Origin of the sequence: Terribacillus sp. 7520-G (genome assembly GCF_002271665.1) — a bacterium.
Taxonomy (GTDB): domain Bacteria; phylum Bacillota; class Bacilli; order Bacillales; family Amphibacillaceae; genus Terribacillus.
Window position 1 is genome coordinate 1 of the sequence record NZ_NQFP01000035.1, and the last position, 15,780, is coordinate 15,780.

Below are 15,780 nucleotides of genomic sequence, written 5' to 3' on the forward strand. Positions count from 1 at the left end.
CTAGTTGTTTAGGCATGGTCGGATTAGGGATAATGTAGTACTTTTACCGGTTTTATTTGGTAGCAATATACTAATGTCACTTATATCCGGTGGATTTACTGATATGACGAGGTATAATGGAGTGCATGAATAATGTGAAAGATTACACGTTATTGCTTCGGGCATTTGGGGATAAACTGCGTTATCTGAGGAAAAAACAGATGCTGACACAGGAAGAGTTGGCTGGCATGGCGGGTTTTAATCGATCGTACTATTCCGATATCGAAAACGGAAAGCGGAATATATCTTTTATAGGCATCAGTAAATTGGCGATAGCACTGAATGTGGAGATGACAGAATTATTACCTACAAAAGAGGAATATAATAAGCTGCTGGATTTGGAAGCTAGGCACAGCCAGGAAACCATTACATACATATATGACAGCACTGTTGAAAGGCAGTTTCGCAAAACCTGAGGGGCTAAAGAAGTGCCATGGTGAGGCAGTCAGTGGCAAAAAAAGAAATTTCAGGCTGTTAGATAGGGCAGTTTTTTAAAGGAGAATGGAATTGATTTTAAAAAGAAAACGCATCCAAGACATACTGATTGGTGACGTCATGGGCAGTGATATCATTCTGGCGGATAAGACAAGCGTGAATAAGGGGACAGTCATTACAGCCGCGTTGCTCGATCAGCTGAAACAGAACAAGGTTCCCTCTGTCATCGTCGAGACCGAAGAGGAAGCTGCTGCTGATCTGTTCAGCAAGTCGGATCGCCTTCAGCAGATGATCCAGAAACTGCAAGGGAAAGAAACCGATCACCAAGCCACTTATAAGCGGAGCATGGAGAAGCATTTCTATACGAATCTATCGTATATAGCATTCGAGTATCGCTACGGGAAATTGCTCTATGAAGAAGAGAGCATCCGCTTCTTGAAGGATCTTTATGTGAAAAGCTTGAAGACGATGGGGCGCAGCAGTCTCTGGCATCTTCTTGAGCAGCGGGATCCATATGCTTTCATCCATTCCTTGGATGTTTTCGTCATCGGTACGATGCTTGCTTATCATATGAATGTCGTCCAATTGGATCTTTGTGCAACAGGGTATTTATTCCATGATATCGGAAAGCTGGAAATTCCCCGCGAGATCTTGGATAAATCATCGACACTGACGAAAGAGGAATACGAAATCGTTCAGACTCATACGGTCAAAGGAGAGGCGCTGCTGAGCCAGGCGGGGGAATCTCTGCTTGGTCGCTATGCCAGAAGCCATCATGAACGGCTGAATCGCAAGGGCTATCCTGATGGTGCATACTTGCCGGAATTGGGAGTGGATCTGCAAATATTGGCGGTAGTCGATACTTTCTCAGCCCTTACGCTATCCCGGACTTATCGGGAGGTGCTGCCAGCTACGGAAGCCATTCAGCTGATGCTGGAGATGTCGGAAGCATACCCGAAAAAAATCGTTAAAAAACTGGCGCAGCTTATGCATATATTCCCAAGCGATATGAATGCAATCCGGCTGGATGATGTCATGATCGATAAGTATACGAATGAAGCGCATATGGAAATAGGATGGAAGCAGAAGCCGTAAGCGCCGTTTATGGAATTGCTGGCATGATAGCTGAATCCCAGGCATACATTAAGGTAATCGCCTTTTGTCTAACAATGCCTGGGAGGTTAATGAATGATGAATATATTGGATAAGGTACAGCAGTATCGCCAGGAACAAGAGAAGCTTCATTGGGAAGGAACGCTCGCCGATTATCTGCGTTTGTTGAAGGACCGTCCTTATCTTGCTCAATCTGCACATTCCCGTGTATATAATATGATCAAGCATAAAGGCATTGAAGAGGAAGATGGGGTAAAAAGCTACAGCTTCTTCAAGGACGCATTGTTCGGTTTGGAGGAGCCGCTTGAGAAGCTGGTGGAAGAATACTTCCACCCGGCAGCTCGGCGACTGGACGTACGGAAACGGATCCTGTTGCTCATGGGTCCTGTGAGTGGAGGGAAATCCACACTTGTCAGCTTGCTCAAACGAGGGCTGGAAGAATATACACTGACAGATGAAGGAGCCGTCTATGCAATCAAGGGCTGCCCGATGCATGAAGATCCGCTTCATTTGATCCCGGTCCATCTGCGCAAGGATTTCGAGGAAGAGTATGGTATTCGTATAGAAGGAAATCTATCACCTCTGAATCTGATGCGGCTGGAAGAAGAATATGATGGCAGAATCGAAGATGTCCTCGTCGAACGTATTTTCTTTTCCGAAGATAAACGAACTGGAATCGGGACGTTCAGCCCTTCTGATCCGAAATCGCAGGATATTGCGGATTTGACGGGTTCCATTGACTTCTCCACCATTGCGGAATATGGATCGGAATCAGATCCGAGGGCTTATCGTTTCGATGGAGAGCTGAATAAAGCCAACCGCGGATTGATGGAATTCCAGGAGATGCTCAAATGTGATGAGAAGTTCCTTTGGCATCTGCTTTCGCTGACGCAGGAAGGCAACTTCAAGGCTGGCCGTTTCGCTTTGATCAGTGCGGATGAACTCATCGTGGCTCATACAAATGAATCTGAGTATCGTTCCTTCATTTCCAATAAGAAGAACGAGGCCTTGCATTCCCGGATGATCGTCATGCCGGTTCCTTATAATCTCAAAGTGGATGAAGAAGAGAAAATCTATCAGAAGATGATTTCCGAGAGTGATATCAAGGATGTCCATATCGCCCCGCATACACTGAAGATTGCTGCAATGTTCACGATTCTTACTAGACTGAAGGAATCGAATCAAGGTGGTATCAGCCTGCTGAAGAAAATGCATCTGTATAACGGAAAGATGCTGGAAGGCTTCAGTGATGCGGATATTCAGGAGCTCAAAAAAGAACACAGTGATGAAGGTATGAGCGGAATCGACCCACGGTATGTGATCAACCGTATTTCGAGTACGATCATCAAAAAAGAAATGCGTTCCATCAATGCATTGGATGTACTCCGCTCCTTGAAGGATGGCCTCAGCAGCCATGCATCCATCTCGAAAGAAGATCGGGAACGCTACTTGAACTACATTGCAGTGGCGCGCAAGGAATACGATGAGATAGCGAAGAAGGAAGTGCAAAAAGCATTTGTCTATTCTTATGAAGAATCTGCCAAGACATTGATGGATAATTATTTGGATAATGTCGAAGCTTATTGCAATAAAACAAAGCTGCACGATCCGCTGACTGGGGATGAAATTCCTTCTGATGAAAAATTGATGCGCTCGATAGAGGAACAAATCGGAATTTCCGAAAATGCCAAAAAGGCTTTCCGTGAAGAAATTCTCATCCGAATCTCAGCTTACGCCCGAAAAGGAAAGAAATTCGATTATCAATCCCATGAGCGGCTGCGGGAAGCAATCCAGAAAAAGCTGTTTGCCGATTTGAAGGATGTAGTCAAAATTACGACGTCCACCAAAACTCCTGATGAACAGCAATTGAAGAAGATGAATGAAGTAGTCGCTACATTGATCGATGAATATGGTTATAATTCCACGTCGGCCAACGACCTTCTCCGTTATGTAGGAAGTCTGCTGAACAGATAAAACAAACCGCCGGGTAATCCCGGCGGTTTGTTTGCGTGCTTATGCGGTTAAAAGCAGAAATCCTGCAAAAATAGGGAGCAGTACCATTGCTGTCTTTAAATAGACAGGACGGACACGTTTTGTGAATTTGGCCCCTATATAGGAGCCGATCATGGTCCCGGCCACTACTTCCACAAGTAATTTGATATCAAGGAAACCAAGCTGAGCATAACCAACGCCGCCAGCTAAAGCAATCGGGATGATGATCATCATGGTTGTACCGGCAGATTGCCGGGCGGATAGGCCGAGCAGGATCAGCAGACCGATTTGAATGAATGGTGCGGAACCAATCCCGAATAATCCGGAGAGTGCCCCGGTTAGAATACCAAGCAGCGCAGCTGCAATGAAGTAAACAATGTTGTTCTTGTAAATGAATGCACTCACCGTAGTTCCTTTGTCAGTGGATTTGCCCATGAGCAGAAGGCGAATGCAAAGCACCGCACCGGATAGGACGAGCATGCCGGCTGTAAGATAGTTCAAGATATCCTCTGGGATGAGTCCGGAAAAATGGGAGCTGATGAATGCACCCAATGCACCGAAGATACCGATGATGACGCCTGCGCGCAATGTCACATTCCCCTCCCGGTAGTGACTCACTGCACCTGAGAATGAAGAGAACAACATGGATGCAAGCGCTGTTCCCAGGGCAACATGAATCGGAAAACCGAATAGCACCGTCAAGATGCTGATGATGAATCCCGATCCGCCAGCTCCGACAAAGCCGATGATAAGACCGGCTGCAATCATGATTAAAATAATTTCAATAGCCATACTAATACTTCCCTCATTTCTAGTTGTAATTATATTTAACCATAGTAAAATGCTATTGTATAATGCATAAAAATCATACAATCAATGCAGAAAGGTTATGGGTGGTTCGATGGAATGGCAGCAGCTCGTTTATTTTAAGGAAGTGGCGGAGCGTGAGCATTATCTTCAGGCGGCAAAAGCATTGGCAATATCCCAGCCGGCATTGAGCAGGTCGATCCAGAAGCTGGAGGAGCAACTGGGCGTCCAGCTTTTTGAGAAAAGAGGAAGAGGCATTGTGCGGAGCCGCTATGGGGAAGCCTTCTATGCACATGCAGTCAAAATACTGGAGGAAATGGAGAAGGCCGAGCGGCACATACGTAAAATGAAGGATCCGCAATATGGGGAGATTACACTTGGATTCATGAGATCGCAGGGACTCCAGCATATCCCGCGGCTGTTAAAGCATTTTAAAGAATGTTATCCATCAGTGGAAATTTCCCTGTATCAAGGCTCGACACAAGAACTTATCGATCAGTTGAAGGAAGGGAAGCTTGATTTGTGTATTTGTAATATGGATCAGGGGGCGGAAGGTTTGTCCTGGAGGAAATTATGGACAGACCAGCTCTATGTATTCGTCTCCGATACACATCCGCTCGCAGAAGAAAAGCAGCTGGCACTCAAGCAAATAGAAAAGGAGCCCTTCCTGCTCATCCGTCCCGGCTACAGTGCCAGGGTGATGTTTGAACAGATAGTGGAAAAGTATGGTTTGGAGCCGAAAATCGCATTTGAAAGTGAAGATATGATGACCATACTAGGCCTTGTCGCTGCCGGACAGGGTATTGCCTTGCTTCCATCACTGGAAAGCCTTCATATGCATCATGTAAAAAGCATTCCTCTGATTGAACCTACCGAAAGGCAAATCGGCGTGGCCTGGCGGGAAGGCAGTGTACGTTCACCGGCTAGCGAACACTTTATTGAACAGCTTCTTACTTATTCGACACGGTTTTAGGAAATAAACAAGCGGCATATTGTCGCTTTATTTTTTTCTGGTTAACCATTTAGCGATTTTTGTCGAAGTATTATGACAACAATTTACAGCTTCTTTATAAATCCTTAATACATAAACTCTAGAATGAATGCGGGAGAACGATTCCAATAAAAGATAGGGGGAGCTGTATGAAGCGTTCATATCGAGTGGCTGCCGGTCTCAGTGCATGTTTGCTGCTGATGCAGACAGTTGTGCCCGCATCCATTCCAGTCGCAAAGGCAGAGGAGAAACTCCAAGAGAACAAGGTTTCAATCACGGAAGTGTATGGAAGCGATAAACAAGGTGCCGAAGGTTTCTCTTTTATCGAAGTACATAATGGAACGGAAGAAGCAAAATCCTGGAAGAATCTGGAGCTTACATACACAACGGACCAGGATCAAAAGCTCGAATTCCAAGAACCGGATGAACAAATCCCGGCCGGAGGCTATGCAGTACTCGCTTTGGATAATGAGACGACAGTCGAAGCTTTCAATGGTCATTTTGGAACTGAGCTGACTGAGTCTGCATTCACTAATGTAACAGAGCCTTACATATTCCAGGATGAAGAGCAGCAGCTGTCCATCACCGATAGCGCAGCCGAGCAAACTTCTGTTTCTGTATTCCACTTTCAGGATGTGGGACAGGCAGAAAGCATCCATTTCGTTGATGATCAGAAAACACCAACCATACTTGCAGCGCCATCACCAGGATCCGAAAAGATAGAGCAAGATCAGAAAGAAGATGAACAGGAAGATACAGCGGGCAGTCCGCAGCCGGATGCCTCGGGGGATGATGTGAAGGAAGCACCTGCAGATAAGGAAGAAGAGGATGATCAGGAGACGGCTGATCAAAAGCAGGACAAGCAAGCCGAGGCAGCAGATGAACAGAAGCGAGTCGAGGAAAAAGAAGAACGATTGGCAAAAGAGCAAACCACGGAAAGTGATGGAGGGCAAGCAGATGAAAAGGATGAAGAGCAGCAAGAGGAACGGCCTTCCTTGATCCATGAAGCTATCACCAGCGCCGATGGAAGCAGCGACCTTATAATCCGCGCTTCCATTGAGAATGGCGATGCAGATTCCGCCGTCCTGACTTATATTACTGCTCCGGGCATGGCAGAACAGAAAGTGGATATGACGGATAAAGGCGATGGAACTTGGGAAGCGGTCGTTCCTAAAGAAGAGCTTTGGAGTCCTTCCTTCCAATACAGTATCGATGCGGTCAGCGAAGGTACTCCTCTGCGTTTTCCTGAAAGTGGTTTGCAGCAAATGGAAATAGCGACCGTTGAAGCCGATCCGCAGATACAGCCGCCGGTCCTCATCACGGAAATGGTTCCTGATAGTGATAATATCAGTGGTTCGGATGCGTATGAGTTTATCGAAGTGTATAACAACTCGGATCAGCCTATGGATCTCAAGGACTACAAGCTATCCTATCAGTATCCTGATGGCAGGCAGACAGATTGGGATATCGATCGCTCTGTCATGTTGGAGCCAGAAGGCACAGCGGTGATCTGGATCAAGAATGAGGCCAATCAATCGCTTGGCCTGGCTGATTTCAACAGTCATTATCAGACTGATCTGACGGAAAATCAACTTATCGAAATCCATAATGATGGGATGGCAAATGGCTCAGCCCGAACGATTGCATTCCAGGCGGACAGCGGAGCGCAGCTCGCTGCAGCGAGTTACAATGACGCAGAAGGAATCGATGACACATATCCGAATCAAGGCATCACTTACAAAGCTTCGGGTACAGCACAAATGACAAAGGTGGGGCTTCAGCTGGAAGCCTCTCCGGGCAGTTTGATCGATGGACAGGTTCCGTCGGAAACGGTGAAGGTTGAAAAGGATGAAACTCCGCCGGAAATCAAACACGAGCCTGTGAAAACAGTTTCCATTCCTGCACCGCTTCACATCGAAGCGGAAATAACCGAAGAGAGTTTCATTCAGCATGTCACACTTTACGTCAAGAAAGAAGGCGCAAGTGATTTTGAGCAATTCAGCATGCAGAAAACAGGGGACTCCTACCAAGCAGAGATTCCGACAGCTGAACTGGAAGCAGGGACGCTGGAATATTACATCGAAACATCCGATGGTTTCAATAGCTCCAAAACAGATACGTTCAAGGTGGAAGTGAAGAAGCCGGATACGGATTATACCACTCTTCCTTCCTTATTGGTGACAGAACTGGTCCCGGATTCCTCGAATGTGAATGGTGCAGATGGTTATGAATTCATCGAAGTCTATAACAACACGACAGCACCGGTCGATATGCAGGACTATGAGTTGGCGTATGTGTATCCGGATACGAGAGTGACTGCTTGGAGACCCGATGAAAGTCCAGTTATCCAGCCTGGTGAAACAGCTGTATTCTGGATTATCAACGGCTCCAATAATGATTTGACGGCAGATGATTTTAACGCGAATTACGGCACGAATCTCACACTGGGTGAAAACCTGTTCAAAGTTCAGTCAGCCGGGATGGCGAATGGCAGCCAGCGCGGGGTTGGTGTTGCCACAAAGGCAGGCAATACGATTGCCATGGCAACATATAACGAAGTTGCTGATGTGAAGGATACTGCTGCCAATATGGGAATCAACTACAAGTATCCGCTCGATGGATCGACGAATATGCTGAAGCTGAACGCCGGTTCCGTTTTTGGTACTCCGGGAAGTGTTACTCCGGATCAAGTGCCAGGTGAGCCTATACAGGTTGAAGAAGACACTGCAGCACCGGAAGTGAAGGATCTGACGGAAATAGACACCATCAACCAAACAGAAGATTTACAGCTTACGGTCGAAGCTTCTGATGATAAAGATGTAAAACGTGTTACGGTATATTACCGAACGGATGAAAACGGTGATTTCAAGCAAGTCGACCTCATCAAAAATGAGCAGACCGGCTATTATCATCACACGGTTTATACGCCAGAGCTGATAGCAAAGGACTATGTGGAATATTATGTGACGGCAACGGATGGTTTCAATGAAACAAAGACGGACACAAAACGAGTCAGTATAGAGCGTGATCAAAAGGAAACGAGTCCGCGATTGAATGTGGAGGAGGGACAGCTTCTATCTGGAACCTACAAGCTGAAAGCGACCTCCGACACGGAGCAGGAAACGACACTGCTGATCGATGGAAAAGAAGTCGATCAGACAGATAAAGCATTGGAAACGGAAGCTTATTTTGCATTTGATGTGAATGGCATCAATACGTATTTCCAAAATGCAGTTGTACAGGATGGAGAAGTGCTGCACATATTCGATGATTGGATCGATACGTATACGACCATTACCGTGCCGGTCGATCCGGATACCTTGAAGGCTGGGGAAAACACAATCAGCATCCATGCCGGAAACAAAGCTTCCCCATTCCAGCTGGAATCCCCGGAAAACCGGGATGACTTCGATGCGAAGAATGTCCGTCTTGTCCTGGGCGATGGCACTGTCTTGTACGATCCGGATTTTGCTGATCCCGATCAAGTGATTGATATTGGTGATAACGGAAATTACCGACCAGTCCAAGATTTCACTTTCACCATCGATCCGGAGAAATTCCAAGCTAGCGCCTATGATTGGGATACGACAAAAACGGATGATGGTACGCATACGATAGAAGCAAGAGGTAAAGAAGCTTCAGACAAAGTATCCGTGACTGTCGATAACACAGTACCTGTCATTGAAACGTCGATAGAGGATGGGAAATCATACAAAGGCCCATTCACGATCGAGGCAAGTGCAGAAGACGCACTGAGCGGCCTGGATAGTCTTACGGCAGAATTGGATGGGGAAGAAATCAAGCTCCCATATGAGACTTCATCTGCGGCTTTATCTGCTGGTGATCATAAGCTTATCCTGCGTGCTGCTGATAAAGCCGGGAATGAAGAAGTTCGCACAATTAATTTTTCCACACCGAAAGAGCAGCCTGCTGCGCCGGAATTGATCAAACCTGAGGATGAAGCAGGCAATGTCGGAAAGAATCCGGAGCTTGAAGTGAAAGTGACTGATCCGACTGGTGATGATATGGACGTCACTTTCTATCAAGGGCATAAATACAAAGTGAGCCAGGATAGTGAAATCAAAGCATATAAGAATGCTGCTGATTATGAGCCGCCGTCCGATTATGCGCCTGAGGGGGAAGAAGCATTCAGCAGCGAAGATATTGATAAGGTTGCAGATATTGATGATAAATATCTGATCAATGACAGCGAAACGCAGTTCCCTTATCATCGCTTCGAGGTTCCTGTATCCAAGGATGTCGACGATAAAAATGTAGTTGAAGTCAATTGGAGCGGAAACTCCCTGCCAGGCCGCAAAGTTTCCATGTATGCATGGAACCATCAAGAAGAAGATTGGCAGCTTATCGATTATAAAGTAGCGGGGGATGAGGACTTTGATTTGCAGGGTTCCGTAAGTGTCGATGCCTTTGTGAAGGATTACAAGATCAACGTCCTGATTCAGGATGAAATTGCAATCGAGGATGAAGATTATGATTATTCCTTCGTCTGGATGTCCGATACACAGTATTATTCTGAAAGCTATCCGCATATCTACAATGATCAAGTGAATTGGATCGCGGAAAACAAGGACAAGTACAATATCGACTATGTCATCCACACAGGTGATTTGGTGAACTTCTCAGATCAGCCATATCAATGGGAAGTTGCGGATAAAGCGATGCAGGTATTGGATGACGCAGGCATTCCTTACGGTGTCCTTGCCGGCAACCATGATGTGGAACAAAAGAGTAACGACTATACGGAGTACTACAAATATTTCGGTGAGGACCGTTTCGCCGATAAGCCTTGGTATGGCGGTTCCTACAAGAATAACAGGGGACATTATGATTTGATATCCTCGAATGGGAATGACTATATCATGGTCTATCTTGGCTGGGGTATCGAGGAAGAAGGAATTGCATGGGCGGATGCAGTGCTGAAAGCACACCCGGATCGAAAAGCCATCCTTAATTTCCACGAATATTTGCTGTCTTCCGGAAACCGTCATCCGGTAGGTGAACAGCTCTATCAGGAGCTTGTCCTGGATAATCCGAATGTATTTGCAGTGCTTTGCGGTCACTATCACGCTGCCGATATGCTCGTCGATGAAATCGATGATGATGGCGATGGCGTGACTGATCGCAAGGTATACCAAATGCTAGCCGATTATCAGGCGGGTCCTGAGGGTGGACAAGGTTATATGCGAATCCTGCTTTTCGATGCGGAGACAGATCAAATCAAAGTAAAGACGTATTCTCCATACATGGATGATTACAATTATTATGATGAAGATGAATTCCCTGGTGTAGACGAATTCTCCATCGGACTTGAATTGGATGCGCAGAAAAAACGCGTAGCAACCAACTATGTGGAAGTGAACGTCTTTGGTACGAAGGAAATCGGGAAAGTCGAAAATGTGAAAAGCGGAGAGAATGCATCGGTGACTTGGGATGGGCTGAAGTCCGACCATGAATATGCCTGGTATGCCGTAGCCGAGGATGCACATGGCGGAAAAATGAAATCCGATCTGTGGACCTTCACTACCGGAGGAGGAGCTCCTGCGCCTGGGGACAATGGCAATGAACCGCCGGCAGAAAACCCGACGGGCGGAGACGATAACGGACAGGAGGATCCAATCGTCGACGGAGGAGATGACCCTCCTGGCGAGGATGAGGAGAATCCGTCTATCGATAACGCAGAGGACCCACCGGCGGATAAGGGCAGTAATGGGAAGGGTGACAATGGACAGGATGATAAAACTGTTGCACCTGTGAATCAGACTGCACCTACTGCAGGCAATGCAGTCAATGTGCCTTCGGATTCCAAAAAAACGACACCATTCGGCGGAATCCTGCCTGATACGGCCAGTCAGCTGTACAACTATATCTTGGCCGGAGCTGTACTTCTGGCTATAGGTGCGGCATTATACTGGTTCAATAAAAGAAGGACAGCCAACAAATGAACATGGAGGATAATTGGAAATTATATTTCCAATTATCCTCTTTTTTAATTAAAAAAGCAAAGATTTTTTCTTCTTGAAACAAAAATGTAAAAACGCTTTCAAAATGATGATATTTATGAAATGCATTTGGATAAATCCTTATATATCAACAAAGAAAGCGTTTTAAAAATTTTCTTGTTTTAGTTGTAAGTTTTGTCTTGTTACGGTATATTGGGAGTGTGAAAACGAATCAAGCCACTTTATTTAATTTCCAATTACTAAGCCATGAGCAATTTAAAAAAGTTACTTCTATTGGGGGGAACAGTCGTGGGACAAAAGGAATCTAGTGAAAGATTCTGGGAGAACTTCCATGGACCGAATATGGGTTATGTGGAAGAGCAATACGACAAATACAGGCAAGATCCGGAATCAGTGGAAGCATCATTGAAAGAATTGTTCGATACACATGGGGAGCCGCGGCTGACACAGCGTCAAGGGGAAGACGCTCCATCTGCAGGACTTTCCGAAGTATCCATCAAAAAAATAAAAGCTGCAATCCAGCTTGTGGAAGCCATCCGCCGCCATGGGCATCTCGAAGCGGATATCTATCCGGTAGGCGGAGAGCACGCGGAGTCTGCAGTGCTCACCAAAATGGAAGATTTCCAGCTGAGTGAATCCGACCTTCGGGAGATCCCGGCAAGCTTTGTGTGGGAAGATGCTCCGGATCATGTACATACGGCATTGGATGCCGTGCAGCTATTGAAGGAGAGATATGCAGGGACGACTTCCTTCGAGTATGATCATGTTGCTGATAATGAAGAGCGTAAATGGCTCCAGGAACAAATTGAGACGGCCTCTTATATTCCTGCTTGGAGTGCAGCTGACAAAAAGGAAATTTTGAAGCGCCTTACAGATGTAGAAGGATTTGAATCCTTCCTCTCACGTACGTTCGTCGGCCAGAAACGCTTCTCCATCGAGGGTCTTGAATCGATGGTGCCGATGCTTGATGCCATCATCAAAGAAGCATGTCTTGCTGATACGGATGAAGTGATGCTTGGCATGGCGCACAGGGGGAGACTTTCCGTTCTTGCGCATGTTTTAGGCAAACCCTTCGATCTCATCTTTTCCGAGTTCAATCATACCGGTGAAAAAGAACTGCTGCCTTCCGAGGGATCTAAAGGGCTGCATGGCGGCTGGACAGGGGATGTAAAGTATCATTTCGGCGCTGTGGCGGAACATCATGAAGGACAAGAGAAGCACACGAGAATTACACTGGCAAACAATCCTTCCCATTTGGAGTTCGTGAATCCGGTTGTAGAAGGCTTTACGAGAGCGGCTCAGGATAATACCTCAAAGCCGGGTTATCCGGAACAGGATCCTTCAAAAGCACTTAGTATCCTCATTCATGGCGATGCGGCATTCATCGGGGAAGGGATTGTAGCTGAGACGCTTAACCTCGGAGATCTGCCAGGGTACAGCACAGCTGGATCGGTTCATATCATCGCAAACAATCAGGTTGGCTTCACGACGAATCGCCGTGATGGACGTTCCACCCGATATGCAAGTGATTTGGCGAAAGGCTTCGAGATTCCCATCGTGCACGTGAATGCAGATGATCCGCTGGCCTGCGTTGCAGCGGCAATGCTTGCTTTCCGATACCGCCAGCGTTTCCATAAAGACTTCTTGATCGACCTGGTCGGGTACCGCAGATATGGTCACAATGAAATGGATGAACCGCGTTCGACACAGCCGATCCTTTATCAGGACATCGATGCGCATGATACCGTAGCCAAAATCTTTTCCGGGAAGCTTGAAAAAGAGAAAGTCATCACCGGACAGGAAGGCTATGAAGTGCTGAGTGAACAAGTCGGTGAATATCTGAGGGATATCTTCCAGAATATGAAGGAAGAAGAGGCGAAAGAAAAAATGCCGAAACCGGAGCCGGAAGCATTGAAATGCGATCTGCCGGAGATAAAAACCAGTGTCCCTGCGGATACATTGTTCTCCCTCAATCGGCAGCTTCAGAAACGGCCGGAAGGATTCCAAGTCTTTAAAAAGCTGATCAAAATCCTTTCCAAGCGGCATCAGGCATTTGAAGAAGAGGGAAAAGCGGATTGGGCTGTCGGCGAAATTCTTGCATATGCGAGCATTTTACAGGAAGGCACTCCAATCAGACTGACAGGTCAGGATTCAGAGCGTGGAACATTCGCCCACAGACATGCGGTATTGCATGATATCGAGACAGATGCGACTTACTCTCCGCTGCATGGCCTGGATGAAGCGAAATCATTTGCCCTTCATAACAGTCCATTATCGGAAGCCGGGGTCATCGGCTTTGAATATGGCTACAGCGTGCACAATCCGGATGCTTTTGTCATTTGGGAGGCGCAATTCGGTGACTTCGCCAATACAGGGCAGGTGCTTTTCGATCAGTTCATTGCAGCAGGGCGTGCCAAATGGGGCGAGAAATCCAATATGGCAATTTTGCTGCCGCATGGCTACGAAGGCCAGGGACCGGAGCATTCCAGCGGCCGCGTGGAAAGATTCCTGCAGCTTGCAGCTGAGAATAACTTGATCATCGCGAATGTGACGAGTTCCGCCCAGCTCTTCCATCTACTCCGCAGACAGGCGAAACTGGGCGGAAGGGAAGAGGCAAGGCCGCTCGTGCTCATGACGCCGAAAAGCTTGATGCGAAGTGCCCGGTTGGCAAGCAAGCTGGAGGAATTTACGGAAGGAAGCTTTTCTTCCTTGCGAGTTCAGCCTAACAATGAGGCAACATCCGAAACGGCGAGAACTCTCGTATTAGGCAGCGGAAAAGTGATGGTGGATCTGGAAGAAGCGATGGAGAAAGAAACTGGTTCATTTGAAGAACTCCATATCGTCCGTCTGGAACAGCTTTATCCATTCCCTGCCCAGAAAATCAAACAGATCTTCAAGGACTATCCGTCTATCAGCGAAGTGAGATGGGTACAGGAAGAACCGCGTAATATGGGAGCATGGACATTTGTCCGCGACAGGATCGAAGCGATTCTGTCAGAGGATCAGACACTTGAATACATCGGCCGCCCGGATCGGGCATCACCGGCAGTGGGTAAGCCTGCCATCCATAAAACAGAGCAAAAGCAGATCATCAACCAAGCCTTAAAGCTGTCCAAGGGAGGAGTTAGCGTATGAAGGAACTAAAAGTACCAGAGCTGGCAGAATCAATTACAGAAGGAACAATTTCAGAATGGCTGGTCAATCCGGGCGATCATGTCGAAAAAGGGGACCCTGTCCTTGAGCTGGAGACAGATAAGGTAAATGTGGAAGTCAATGCCGAGTACAGCGGTGTGGTCAAGGAATTGCTGAAGGAAGCTGGCGATGATGTCGAAGTTGGCGATATCATCGCAACAGTTGATGAAAATGGCGCGGCGGCAGGTTCTGCTGCCGAAGAGACAAAAGCAGAAGCTGCTGCTGTAGCAGAGGCTCCGGCCCCGGCTGAAGAGAAGAAGGACGAAACGAAAGGCGAAGCCGCTGAGCCGGCCGCGTCCAACAAAAACACACTGGCTACTCCTGCTGCCCGCAAACGTGCCCGTGAGCTGGGAATCAGCCTGGATGAGATTTCATCACGTGATCCATTTGGACGGATTCGCCCTGAGGATGTCGAAGAGGCAGCTAAGCCGAAAGAGAAACCTGCCAAACAAGCAAAAGCCGAAAAACAGACGCAGCAGGAAAAAACGGAGTTTGATAAACCAATCGAGCGTGTGAAAATGACGCGCCGCCGCCAGACGATAGCTAACCGGCTGGTCGAAGCACAGCATACATCCGCCATGCTGACCACATTCAATGAAGTGGATATGACAGCTGTCATGCAGCTGCGCAGTGAACGGAAAGATAAATTCCTTGAAAAACATGACGTGAAGCTTGGGTTTATGTCCTTCTTCACAAAAGCAGTCGTCGGTGCACTGAAGGAATTCCCATACATCAATGCAGAAATTCAGGGTAATGAGATCGTATTGAAGAAATTCTACGATGTTGGTATAGCGGTATCAACTGATGATGGCCTGGTCGTACCAGTCGTCCGGGATGCTGATCGGCTGGACTTTGCCGGAATTGAAAGCGAGATAGCCCGTTTAGGCAAAAAAGCCCGCAATAAAGAGCTCAGCCTGGATGAATTGAACGGAGGTTCCTTCACCATCACAAACGGCGGTATTTTTGGATCGCTTGTTTCCACACCGATCCTGAATACACCGCAAGTCGGTATCCTGGGAATGCATGCTATCCAGAAACGCCCGATAGCAATGCCGGATGATACGATTCAGATTCGTCCGATGATGTATCTTGCCTTGTCTTACGATCATCGTATCGTCGATGGAAAGGATGCAGTCCAGTTCCTTGTACGCATCAAGCAATTGCTTGAAGATCCATATGATCTTCTTTTGGAAGGCTGAATTGATTGGAACCACCCTCAAGATGGAGGGT

General features: G+C 47.0%; 8 protein-coding genes. 7 read left to right on the forward strand and 1 reads right to left on the reverse strand.

Annotated elements, in window-relative coordinates; genetic code table 11:
* Window positions 1–125 precede the first annotated feature (125 nt).
* The 3 genes from CHH53_RS12360 to CHH53_RS12370 all read left to right on the forward strand — a co-directional run bounded on the left by CHH53_RS12360 (window position 126) and on the right by CHH53_RS12370 (window position 3,561).
* Window positions 126–455, forward strand: a complete 330-nt coding sequence (locus CHH53_RS12360) for a helix-turn-helix domain-containing protein (protein ID WP_095216446.1) — start codon at window positions 126–128, stop codon at window positions 453–455.
* A gap of 91 nt (window positions 456–546) precedes the next feature.
* Window positions 547–1,569, forward strand: coding sequence for an HD-GYP domain-containing protein (locus tag CHH53_RS12365; RefSeq protein WP_158221556.1), 1,023 nt, complete (start codon window positions 547–549; stop codon window positions 1,567–1,569).
* A 96-nt stretch (window positions 1,570–1,665) separates the two neighbouring features.
* Window positions 1,666–3,561 (forward strand): PrkA family serine protein kinase, encoded by a 1,896-nt coding sequence (locus tag CHH53_RS12370; protein WP_095216524.1) that lies wholly within the window; start codon window positions 1,666–1,668, stop codon window positions 3,559–3,561.
* 39 nt (window positions 3,562–3,600) lie between these two features.
* On the opposite strand, the gene CHH53_RS12375 is transcribed toward CHH53_RS12370, so the two are convergent.
* Window positions 3,601–4,371, reverse strand: coding sequence for a sulfite exporter TauE/SafE family protein (locus tag CHH53_RS12375; protein WP_095216448.1), 771 nt, complete (start codon window positions 4,369–4,371; stop codon window positions 3,601–3,603).
* Between the two features lie 97 nt (window positions 4,372–4,468).
* On the opposite strand from CHH53_RS12375, the gene CHH53_RS12380 reads away from it, so the two are divergent.
* The 4 genes from CHH53_RS12380 to odhB all read left to right on the forward strand — a co-directional run bounded on the left by CHH53_RS12380 (window position 4,469) and on the right by odhB (window position 15,749).
* The gene (locus CHH53_RS12380; protein ID WP_095216449.1) at window positions 4,469–5,359 is read left to right on the forward strand and encodes a LysR family transcriptional regulator; all 891 of its coding nucleotides are present in this window, start codon (window positions 4,469–4,471) and stop codon (window positions 5,357–5,359) included.
* 167 nt (window positions 5,360–5,526) lie between these two features.
* A complete protein-coding gene (locus tag CHH53_RS12385; RefSeq protein WP_095216450.1) occupies window positions 5,527–11,340 on the forward strand; it encodes a lamin tail domain-containing metallophosphoesterase family protein in 5,814 nt (1,937 codons plus the stop codon).
* Window positions 11,341–11,604: 264 nt separating this feature from the next.
* A complete protein-coding gene (locus CHH53_RS12390) occupies window positions 11,605–14,493 on the forward strand; it encodes a 2-oxoglutarate dehydrogenase E1 component (RefSeq protein WP_095216451.1) in 2,889 nt (962 codons plus the stop codon).
* On the forward strand, window positions 14,490–15,749 hold the full coding sequence (odhB, locus tag CHH53_RS12395) for a 2-oxoglutarate dehydrogenase complex dihydrolipoyllysine-residue succinyltransferase (RefSeq protein WP_095216452.1): 1,260 nt from the start codon (window positions 14,490–14,492) through the stop codon (window positions 15,747–15,749). Before CHH53_RS12390 ends, odhB begins: the two co-directional genes overlap by 4 nt.
* Window positions 15,750–15,780 lie beyond the last annotated feature (31 nt).

What these genes read in the sequence shown, in the direction of transcription:
- CHH53_RS12390 (WP_095216451.1), top strand. Translation starts at nt 11,605, where the DNA reads ATGAGCAATTTAAAAAAGTTACTTCTATTGGGGGGAACAGTCGTGGGA.
- CHH53_RS12375 (WP_095216448.1), bottom strand. Translation starts at nt 4,371, where the DNA reads ATGGCTATTGAAATTATTTTAATCATGATTGCAGCCGGTCTTATCATC.
- CHH53_RS12370 (WP_095216524.1), top strand. Translation starts at nt 1,666, where the DNA reads ATGAATATATTGGATAAGGTACAGCAGTATCGCCAGGAACAAGAGAAG.
- CHH53_RS12385 (WP_095216450.1), top strand. Translation starts at nt 5,527, where the DNA reads ATGAAGCGTTCATATCGAGTGGCTGCCGGTCTCAGTGCATGTTTGCTG.
- odhB (WP_095216452.1), top strand. Translation starts at nt 14,490, where the DNA reads ATGAAGGAACTAAAAGTACCAGAGCTGGCAGAATCAATTACAGAAGGA.
- CHH53_RS12380 (WP_095216449.1), top strand. Translation starts at nt 4,469, where the DNA reads ATGGGTGGTTCGATGGAATGGCAGCAGCTCGTTTATTTTAAGGAAGTG.
- CHH53_RS12360 (WP_095216446.1), top strand. Translation starts at nt 126, where the DNA reads ATGAATAATGTGAAAGATTACACGTTATTGCTTCGGGCATTTGGGGAT.